This window comes from Clostridium pasteurianum (genome assembly GCF_001705235.1).
Taxonomy (GTDB): Bacteria; Bacillota; Clostridia; order Clostridiales; family Clostridiaceae; genus Clostridium_S; species Clostridium_S pasteurianum_A.
This window is the reverse complement of record NZ_MCGV01000001.1, coordinates 1,032,869-1,044,996: the sequence shown is the minus strand read 5'-3', so window position 1 is coordinate 1,044,996 and position 12,128 is coordinate 1,032,869. Positions and strand designations below refer to the sequence as shown.

At 30.1% G+C, this 12,128-nt stretch carries 1 protein-coding gene; it reads left to right on the top strand.

What is annotated here, in order from left to right:
• The first annotated feature begins 66 nt into the window (after positions 1 to 66).
• Positions 67 to 12,123 (top strand): non-ribosomal peptide synthetase, encoded by a 12,057-nt coding sequence (locus tag BEE63_RS22085; protein WP_242874904.1) that lies wholly within the window; start codon positions 67 to 69, stop codon positions 12,121 to 12,123.
• The last annotated feature ends 5 nt before the right edge of the window (positions 12,124 to 12,128 follow it).

Sequence of the window (12,128 nt, the reverse complement as noted above, 5' to 3'; positions counted from 1 at the left end):
CAATATGAAGCAATAGAAAAAGTAGATGAAAAACAGTATTATGAAGTTTCATCAGCTCAAAAAAGAATGTATATGCTTCAAGAGTTTGATAAGGACAGTACAGCGTACAATATGCCAAGAGCTTTAGAGATATTAGGTCAAATTGAAATAGAAAAAATAAAGAATGTTTTTATAAGCCTAATAGAAAGACATGAAACATTAAGGACAAGCTTTTATACTAAAGATGATAAGATAGTGCAAAGAATTAATAAAGCTAATGAAATACAATTTGAAATAGAGAAAATAGAAATAAAAAATGAAGAAGAAGTGAAAGAAAAGTTTGAAGAATTTATAAGACCGTTTGACTTAGAAAAAGCACCATTATTAAGGGTAGCAATTATAAAATTAGAAAAAGAAAGACATATTATGTTCTTTGACATGCATCATATAGCATCAGACGGAGTTTCAATGTCCATATTAACAAAAGAATTTAGTAAGTTATATAGCGGAAAAGACTTAGGAGAATTAAAAGTACAATATAAGGATTATTCTGCATGGCAGTTAAAGAAGATAGAAAGTAAAGAATTTAAAAAACAGGAACAATATTGGTTAAAAGAATTTAGTGACGAAGTACCAGTATTAAACTTACCTACAGATTATAAAAGACCGAGGGTCAAAGACTTTAGGGGCAGAAGTATAAATTTTGTTTTAGATAAGGAAACAACTGAAAAATTAAGAAAGATAGCTAAAGAAACTGGAAGTACTATGTACATGGTACTATTAGCAAATATAAACATACTATTATCAAAATATAGCGGACAAGAAGATATAGTAGTTGGAAGTCCAATAGCTGGTAGAAATCACGCAGACCTAGAAAACTTAATAGGTATGTTCGTAAATACTTTGGCAATAAGAAGTACGTTAAATGATGAGTTGAGTTTTAGAGATTATTTAAAAACTGTAAGAAACAAAGCAACAAAAGCCTATGAAAATCAAGATTATCAGTTTGAAGAAATTGTAGACAAAATAGATATAGATAGGGATTTAGGAAGAAATCCATTATTTGATGTTATGTTTGTACTTCAGAATATGGAAGAGGCCAAGGTAGAAATAAATGACTTAATCTTTAGGACATATAATACAAATGACAACGTAGAAAAGTTTGATATAACAATAACAGCAGAGGAAAGAGAAGAAGAGATCTACTTTAATTTAAGCTATGCAACTAGCCTTTATAAACATGGAACTATTGAAAGAATGAAAAAGCATCTATTAAACATAATAGAAGAAATAGGACAGAATGCGGAAATTAAGATTAAAGACATAGAATTAATAGATGAAGAAGAAAAGCATAAATTACTTATAGAATTTAATGATACAAAGGCAGCTTATCCAAGAGAGAAAACAATAAATGAATTATTTGAAGAAGAGGTAGAGAAGATTCCAGATAATATTGCTGTTGTATGCGAAGATAAAAAGTTAACTTATAAAGAGCTTAATGAAAAAGCTAATTCTTTGGCAAGAGTATTAAAGAAAAAAGGTATAGGAGCAGAAAGTATAGTAGGAATAATGGTGAAGCGTTCCTTAGAAATGATAGTGGGAATAATGGGTATATTAAAAGCAGGGGGAGCATACATGCCAATAGACCCAGAATATCCAGATGATAGAATAGAATACATGCTGGAGAATAGTAAAACAGAGATAGTATTAACTGAAAATAAGTTTAAAGAAAAGATAAAAAATGAAGAAATAGACGTATGTGATTTGAAAGGTGAAGAGTTGTATAAAGAGGATTGTGCTAACCTAGGTAAGACTGCCAGTGCAAAAAATTTAGCATATGTAATATATACATCAGGAACAACTGGAAAACCTAAGGGAGTTATGATAAATCACAGCAGTGTAATAAATACATTAATGTTCTTACAGAAAAATTATCCTATGGATAAAGAAGGAGCATACTTACAAAAAACAAATTATGTATTCGATGTTTCTGTAAGTGAGATATTTGGCTGGTTTATAGGTGGAGGAAAATTAATAGTGCTTAATAATGGATATGAAAAGGATGCTAAATATATATTAAAATCCATAATAGATAACTCTATAAGTCATATTAATTTTACTTCAAGTATGTTTAATTTGTTTTTAAATGAACTGGATAATAATATAAGAAATATAGAAAGCCTAAAGTATATTTTAACAGCTGGAGAAACACTAAGAATTGAAAATAATAAAGTTTTTAAAAGTTTAATTAAGAGTACAAGGATAGAAAATCTATATGGTCCAACAGAAGCTACTGTATATTCAACTAAATATTCATTGAAAGATATATTTGATAATATACCTATAGGAAAACCTATTGATAACGCCAAAATGTATATAGTTGATAAAAATACTAAGTTAGTCCCAATAGGAGTAGTAGGAGAACTATGTATAGGTGGGGATGGACTTGCAAGAGGATATTTAAACAATAAAGAATTGACTGAAGAAAAGTTTGTGGCAAATCCGTATGAACCAGGGCAAAAGATGTATAGAACAGGGGATCTAGCAAGATGGCTTTCAGATGGGAATATAGAGTATTTAGGAAGAATGGACCATCAGGTTAAAATACGTGGTTTCAGAATAGAACTTGGGGAAATAGAAAGTAATTTATTAAAAATAGAAGGAATAAAAGAGGTAGTAGTTTTAGCAAGAGAAAAAGCAGGGAACAATTATCTATGTGCATATTACATAGGTGAAAAAGAATATAGTGTAGGACAATTAAGAGAAGAACTTAAGAAATCCATACCAGACTATATGCTCCCATCATATTTTATAAAACTAAAAAGTATTCCATTAACACCAAACGGAAAAGTAGACAGAAAGGCATTGCCAGAGCCACAGGGGAAAATTAATACAGGGGCAGAATATGAAGCACCAAGAAATGAAGTAGAAAAACAATTAGTAGAAATATGGCAGGACGTATTAGATATCGATGAAATAGGAATAAATGATGATTTCTTTAATTTAGGTGGAGACTCTATAAAATCAATACAAGTAATATCAAGAGCTAAAGCAAAAGGATATTATTTTGAGGTTAAGGATGTATTCAACAATTCAAATATAAAAGCTTTAAGTAAGTGGGTAAAGAAAAATGCTGTAACAATAAGCCAAGATGAGGTGGTTGGAGAAGTAGAATTAACGCCTATACAAAAACGATTCTTTGAAAGGAATTTTGAGGAAAAGCAGCATTGGGATCAAGCAGTAATGCTATTTAGTAAAAATGGATTTGAAAAAGAAATATTAGAAAAGGTGTTTAAAGCCATAATAATTCACCACGATGCTTTAAGAATGGTGTATAAAAATGAAAATGGTGAAATACATCAAATTAATAGAGGGACAGGTGAAAAGTTATACGACTTAAATGTATATGAAGGTTTAAATGAAGAAGAAATAACAGAAAAGTGTAACCAAATTCAAGATAGTATTGATTTAGAGGAGGGGCCTCTTGTTAAATTAGGTCTATTTAAAACCCATAAAGGAGATCATTTACTAATAGCAATACACCATTTAGTTATAGACGGAGTTTCATGGAGAATATTATTTGAAGATTTATCAAAGGCATATGAAATGACTAAAAACGGAGAAGACATAATACTTCAAGATAAAACAACATCCTTTAAAGAGTGGGCAGTAGAGCAGAAGGAATATGCTGACAGCTACAGGATAAGAAAACAATTAGAATATTGGAAGGGTATAGATAAATGTGACATAAGGAAACTTCCTAAAGATAGAGAAGTAGCTGTAACCAAAATGGCAGATTTAAGAAGTATAGGATTTAATCTTACAGAGCAGCAAACAGAAACTCTATTAAAGAATGTAAACAAGGCTTATAATACAGAAATTAATGACATACTTTTAACAGCTCTAGGATTAGCAATAAGTAAATGGACAGGAAGTGAAAATACTCTAGTTAATTTGGAGGGCCATGGTAGAGAAGAAATTATAAAAAATGTGGATATAACGAGAACAGTAGGCTGGTTTACTTCGCAGTATCCAGTAGTATTGAATAGTAATAGCAATGATTTAGAAGCTACAATAAAGAATATAAAGGATTCTTTAAGGAGAGTACCTGATAAGGGAATTGGCTATGGCATAATCAAATATCTATCTAAGGATAAGATGGAATTTAGGTTAAAACCAGAAATAAGCTTTAATTATCTTGGACAGTTTGATGAAGATATAAATAATGATATCTTTAATATGTCGCCTTTAAGCAGTGGAAATTCAATAGGTTTAAATAATAAGGGATTATACTCATTAGATTTTTCAGGAATACTCATAGATAAAAAGTTAAATATAGATATAAGGTACAATGATAAGGAATATAAAGATGAAACAATAAAGAAATTAATTCAGGAATATAGAAATAACCTTATAACAATTATTGAGCATTGTATGAATAAGGATAAATCGGAGAAAACAGCAGCAGATGTAACAAAGGAAAATATAACCTTACAGCAATTAAAACCGTATTTAAAAGATATAGATAATATCAAAAATATATACTCATTAACGCCAATGCAAGAGGGAATGTTATATCATGCTCTAGCTGATAATAAGTCAGAAGCTTACAATGAAGAATTAGTAATAAAAATAAAAGGACAATTAGATATTAGTTTATTAAATGAAAGTTTTAATAGATTGGTAGAGAGACATGATATTTTAAGAACTGTTTTTGATTATGAAAACTTTAATAGGGATATGCAAATTGTATTTTATAAAAGAAAAGCAAATGTCAGATATGTAGATATAAGTCATGAAAAATTTGATAAAGAAGACTATATAGATAAAGCAGTAAAGAATGATAAAAAGCAGGGCTTTGATTTAAACAAAGATGTTCTTATAAAATTGACAATAATTAAAACAGAAGAGGATGTATATAATCTAATACTTAATAATCATCATATTATAATGGATGGCTGGTGCCTTAATATAATAATGCTTGAATTATTTAAGATATATAACGAATTAAAGTTTGGATATAAAGCAAAATTAGAAGAAGCAGTACCATACTCAGAGTATATAGAATGGCTTAATAATAAAGATAGGGAAGCAGCAAAATATTATTGGACAAATTATTTAGCAGATTATGATGAAGCGGCAATAGTACCATTTGAAAATAAAGAAAATAGTAAAGAATATAAAAAGAGTGAAGTTGCTTTTGAAATAAAAAGAGATATGACAAAGAAACTAGAAGTAATAGCTAGAGAAAATAAAGTTACAATTAATACAATAATGCAAAGTGTATGGGCACTACTTATCCAAAAATATAACAATAGTAATGATTCTGTATTTGGATATGTTGTATCAGGAAGAAATGCAGAGGTTAAAGGTATAGAAAGTATGTTAGGACTATTTATAAATACTGTGCCTTTAAGAGTTAAAACAGAAAATAATATGACCTTTAAGGAGCTTTTAAGTAATATAAATAAGTCATTTGCAGAAAGCAGCCAATGGGATTTTTATCCTCTAGCAGATATACAAGGGTTAAGTGACGTCAAAGAGAAGCTAGTAAATAATATAATGGTATTTGAAAATTATCCAGTTGATAGCGATGGCATCAATAATGAAATATTAGACAAAAATGATTTGAAAATAGTCAATGTTGAGGCACAAGAACAGACTAATTACAATTTTAATTTATTAGTGATATATCAGGATACTATTTCAATTAAATTTAATTTTAATGAATCAGTATATTCAAAGGATAATGTATTAAAAATTAAAGATCATTTTGAAAATTTAGTAAGCCAGATTATAAAAGACGAAGAAATTAAGATTAAGGATATAGAAATACTAAGCGAAGAAGAACGCAGTATACTAGAAAAGTTCAATAATACGGAAGGAGAATATCCAGAAGGTAAGGTAGTAAGTGAACTCTTCGAAATGCAGGTGGAAAAGACTCCAGACAACATTGCAGTAGTATATGAAAAACAGAGTCTAACTTACAAAGAGCTAAATGAAAGAGCTAATTTATTAGGAAGAACACTAACGAAAAAAGGCGTAGGAGCGGACTCAATAGTAGGAATAATGGTGAAGCGTTCCTTAGAAATGATAGTAGGAATAATGGGTATATTAAAAGCAGGGGGAGCATATATGCCAATAGACCCAGAATATCCAGATGACAGAATAGAATATATGCTAGAAAACAGTGAAACAAAGCTAGTATTAGTAGAAAACAAGTTTAAAGACAGAATAAATAAAAATAACGTAGAAGTATGCAGCTTAAATGATGAAGAATTATACAAAGAAAGTAATGCTAACTTAGGTAAAACAGCTAGTGCGGAAAATTTAGCATATGTAATATATACATCAGGAACAACTGGAAAGCCTAAGGGAGTTATGATAGAGCATAAAGGAATAGTAAATAGAATTAATTGGATGCAGAAAAAATATAACATAAGCAGCAAAGATGTAATATTACAAAAGACAACATATACATTTGATGTATCAGTATGGGAAATATTGTGGTGGTCATTTGTTGGAGCTCAGGTTAGGATACTGGTGCCAGGAGGAGAAAAAGATCCAAGAGAAATAACAAAGAGTATAAAAGAAGGAAAGATTACAGTTCTTCACTTTGTTCCATCAATGCTGAATGTTTTTATGGACTATGTAATATCAGAAGATAAAGTGGAAGATATAGAAAGCCTAGAGAAGGTATTTACAAGTGGAGAAGCGTTAAAAGTAGAACAAGCCAACATATTTAACGAAGAAATAGGAAGAGTAAATAACACAAGGCTAATAAATTTATACGGACCAACAGAAGCTTCAGTAGATGTAACCTACTACGAATGTAGGGAAAAAGAAGAAAAGATACCAATAGGAAAACCTATTGATAATACAAAAATATATATAGTTGACAAGAATAATAAAATGCTCCCAATAGGAGTAGCAGGGGAGTTGTGTATAAGTGGCTGCGGAGTAGCTAGAGGATACTTAAATAACGAAAAGTTAACTAATGAAAAATTTGCACAGAATCCATATGAGCCGGGAGAAAAAATGTACAGAACAGGAGATCTAGCAAGATGGCTTCCAGATGGGAACATAGAGTATTTAGGAAGAATAGACCATCAAGTTAAGATACGTGGTTTTAGAATAGAGCTTGGAGAAATAGAAAGTAATATATTAAAACTAGAAGGAATAAAAGAAACAATAGTTTTAGCAAGAGACGGGGCAGTAAATAAATATCTATGTGCATATTATGTTGGAGAAAAAGAGTACAGTGTAGGAGAGTTTAGAGAAGAATTAAAAAAATCTATGCCAGACTACATGGTGCCATTATATTTTATAAAACTAGAAAGTATGCCATTAACATTAAACGGAAAAATAAATAGAAAAGCACTACCAGAGCCACAAGGTAAAATTGATACAGGAGCAGAATATGAGGCTCCAAGAAATGAAATAGAACAAAAACTTGTACAAATATGGGAAGACGTATTGGGAGTACAGGATATAGGAATAAATGATGACTTTTTTGAATTAGGAGGACATTCCCTAAAGGCAACAACACTAGTAGGAAGAATTTACAAGGTGTTAAATGTAGAAGTACCACTAAGGGAGATATTTAGTAAGAGAAATATAAAAGTTCTTAGTGAATATATAGATTCTGTTAGTAAAAAAGAATATGAGGCAATAGAAAAAGTAGAAGAAAAGGAATACTATGAAGCATCATCAGCACAAAAAAGAATGTACATGCTCCAAGAGCTTGATAAGGACAGTATAGCATACAATATGCCTGGAGCCTTAGAGATATTAGGTGATTTTGATATAAAAAGAATGCAGGAAGTGTTTATAAAATTAATAGAAAGACATGAAACATTAAGGACAAGCTTTTACTCTAAAGGTGATAAGATAGTACAAAAAATTACTAAAATTCATGAAATAAATTTTGAAATTGAGCAAATAGAAGTAAAAAGTGAAGAAGAAGTAGAGAAAAAGTTCCAAAAGTTCATAAGGCCTTTTGAATTAGATAAGGTACCGCTATTAAGGGCAGGAATTATAAAATTAGAAGAAAAAAGACATGTTATGTTCTTTGATATGCATCATATAGTATCAGATGGAGTTTCAATGTCCATATTAACAAGGGAATTTAGCGATTTATATACAGGAAAGGATTTAGGAGAATTAAAGGTACAGTATAAGGATTATTCTGCATGGCAGTTAAAGAAAAGAGAAAGTGAGGACTTTAAAAAGCAGGAAGAATATTGGTTAGGAGAATTTAGTGGAGAGATACCAGTATTGAATTTACCTACAGATTATAAAAGACCAAAGGTTAAAGAATTTAACGGCAGAAGCATAAATTTTGTGTTGGATAAAGAAACCACTGAAAGATTAAGAGAGATAGCCAAAGAAACGGGAAGTACCATGTACATGATGCTAATGGCCAATATAAATATACTATTATCAAAATACAGTGGACAGGAAGACATAATAATTGGAAGCCCAATAGCTGGAAGAAACCATGTGGATCTAGAAAATGTAATAGGTATGTTTGTAAACACGTTAGCAATAAGAAGTAGTGTAAATAGTGAAGCAAGCTTTAAGCAATACTTAAAAACAGTAAAAAGTAAAGCGTTAAAGGCTTTTGAAAATCAAGATTATCAGTTTGAAGAATTAGTGGACAAAATAGATGTAGATAGAGACTTAAGTAGAAATCCATTGTTTGATATTGTATTTGTACTTCAAAATATGGAAGAAGCTAAAATGAAAATAAAAGATTTAACCTTTAAGCCTTATGATATAAATGACGATATAGAAAAATTTGATATGACAATGATGGCAGTTGAGGGAAAAGAGGAAATCTATTTTAAGCTAAGTTATGCAACTAGTATATACAAGGAAGAGACTATTGAAAGAATGATTAATCATTTCTTAAATATAGTAAAAGTAACAGTAAGGAATATAGAGGTTAAGCTTAAAGATATAGAAATAGTGAGTGAAGAAGAAAAACGTAAATTATTAGTAGAATTTAATGATACCAGTGTAGATTATTCAAAAGACAAAACAATAACTGAGTTGTTTGAAGAGCAGGTAGAGAGGACTCCCCAAAATACAGCAGTTGTATTTAAAGATGAAAAATTAACTTATAAAGAGTTAAATGAAAAAGCAAATTCTTTAGCAAGAGTTATAGCACAAAAAGGTATATGTCAAGATGATATAGTAGGAATAATGGTAGAAAATTCCATTGAAATGATAGTAGGAATAATGGCAATCTTGAAAGCAGGAGGAGCATATCTGCCAATAGATCCAGAATACCCAGAAGATAGAATAGAATATATGCTAGAAAATAGCAAAACAAATATAGTATTAACAAAAGGTAAGCTTAAAGAGAAAATAACTGGGGATAAAAGAGAAATATATGATTTAGATAATGAAGAGTTATATAAGGAAAGTAAGTCCAACTTAGGTAAAACCTCTAAAGCAAATAATTTAGCATATGTAATATATACATCGGGGACAACTGGAAAACCTAAGGGAGTTATGATGGAACATAAAGGACTTGTAAATTTATCCTTGTGGCACAATAGATATTATGAAGTTACTGAAGAAGATAGAGCTACAAAATATGCAGGAGTAGGATTTGATGCATCAGTATGGGAGATATTTCCGTACATTATAGCTGGAGCAGCAATACATGTAATATATGATTCAATAAGGCTAAATATAGAACTTTTAAATGACTATTATGAAAAGAATAAAATAACCATAAGCTTTTTACCTACACAAATTTTTGAACAATTTATACAGCAGAAAAACCAATCACTTAGAAAATTGTTGACGGGAGCAGATAGACTTAAAGTATATAAAGAACAGACATATGAATTAATAAATAACTATGGACCTACAGAAAATGCAGTAGTTACAACAAGTTTTAGAATAGATAAAGAATATAGAAATATACCAATAGGAAGACCAATAGATAACGTAAGAATATATATAGTTGATGAAAATAATAAATTATTGCCTATAGGGGTAGCAGGAGAATTATGTGTAAGTGGAGATGGACTAGCAAGAGGATATATAAATAATGAAGAATTGACCAAAGAAAAATTTGCAGCCAATCCATATGAATCAGGACAAAGAATGTACAGAACAGGAGATTTGGCAAGATGGATTCCTAATGGCAATATAGAATACTTAGGAAGAATAGACCATCAAGTTAAAATAAGAGGCTTTAGAATAGAGCTTGGAGAAATAGAGAATAATTTATTAAAACTAGAGGAGATAAAAGAGGTAGTAGTTTTAGCAAGAGAAAAAGAAGAAAACAAATACCTATGTGCGTACTATGTAGGTGAAAAAGAATACAACATAAGCGAGTTAAGAGAGGAACTTAAAAAATCCTTACCAGACTATATGATTCCAGCATACTTTATAAAATTAGAGAGCATGCCGTTAACACCAAATGGAAAAGTGGACAGAAAAGCATTACCAGAGCCAGATGGAAAAATTAATACGGGAGTAAAATATGAAGCTCCAAGAAACGAATTGGAAAAACAATTGGTGGAAATATGGGAAGATGTATTAGATGTGTGCGATATAGGTATAAATGATAACTTCTTTGAAATAGGAGGACATTCCTTAAAAGCAACAACACTAATAGGAAGAATTTATAAGAAGTTAAATATAGAAGTACCACTAAAAGAAATATTCAGTAGGGGAAGTATAAAGGGATTAAGTGAATATATAGAATCTATTAACAAAACAGAATATGAAGCAATAGAAAGGGTAGAAGAACAAGAATGCTATGAAGCTTCATCAGCTCAAAAGAGAATGTATATGCTTCAAGAACTTGATAAGGATAGCACTGCATATAATGTGCCTGGAAGTTTGGAAGTATTGGGTAAATTTGAAATAGAAAGAATGCAGGAAGCATTTATAAAGTTAATAGAAAGACATGAAACATTAAGGACAAGCTTCTATACTGTGGATAATAAGATAGTACAAATGGTAAATAAAGCTAGTGAAATACAATTTGAAATAGAAAAAATAGAGGTAAGGACTGAAGAAGAAATACAAGAAAAAATAAAGGAATTTATAAGACCATTTGACTTAGGTACTGCACCATTATTAAGAGCAGCAGTTATAAAGTTAGAAGAAGAAAGATATATTATGATTTTTGATATGCATCACATAGTATCAGATGGAATTTCAATGTCCATATTAACAAAAGAAATTAGTCAGTTATATATCGGAAAAGACTTAGGAGAATTAAAAGTACAATATAAGGATTATTCTGCATGGCAGTTAAATAAAAAGGCAAGTGAGGAGTATAAAAGGCAGGAGGAATATTGGTTGCAAGAGTTTAGCCGAGAAATACCAGTATTGAAGCTGCCTACAGACTATGCAAGGCCAAAGACTAAAGATTTTAAAGGTGACAGTATAAGCTTTGTTTTAGATAAAGAAACAACTGAAGGCTTGAGAAATATAGCTAAAAAAACTGAAACTACTATGTACATGGTGTTATTAGCAAATATCAACGTAGTATTATCAAAATATAGTGAGCAGGAAGATATAGTGGTTGGAAGCCCAATAGCAGGAAGAAATCATGTGGATTTAGAAAACTTAATAGGTGTATTTGTAAATACATTAGCAATAAGAAGCCATGTAAATGGTGAACTAAGTTTTAAGGAATATTTAAAGACAGTAAAGAACAAAGCATTAAAAGCATATGAAAATCAAGATTATCAATTTGAAGAGCTGGCATCTAAAGTAGAGAAATATAGAAATTTAAGCAGAAACCCATTATTTGATGTTATGTTTGTTTTAGAAAATGAGGGAGAAGCTAAGATAGAAGTAGAAGGTTTAACCTTTAAGCCATACATCCTAAGTAATAAGATGGAAAAGTTTGATATTACAATAGCTGCGTCTGAAGGAACAGAAGAAATTAAATTTAATTTTAGTTATGCAACTAGCCTATATAAGCGCGAGACTATGGAAGATATGATTGAGTGCTTTAAACATATGATTAAAGTATCAAGTAGTAATTTAGATATAGCTATAAAAGATATAAGTTTAATGACTAATAATGAAGCCTACGATTTTCTATCAAAAACAAAGAGTAGTAATTTTAACAAAGATAACTTTGATTTTGATTTTGAAGATTAGCAAGT

Excerpts from the sequence above, each read along its gene's own strand:
- BEE63_RS22085 (WP_242874904.1), top strand. The coding sequence starts at position 67 with ATGTATATGCTTCAAGAGTTTGATAAGGACAGTACAGCGTACAATATG.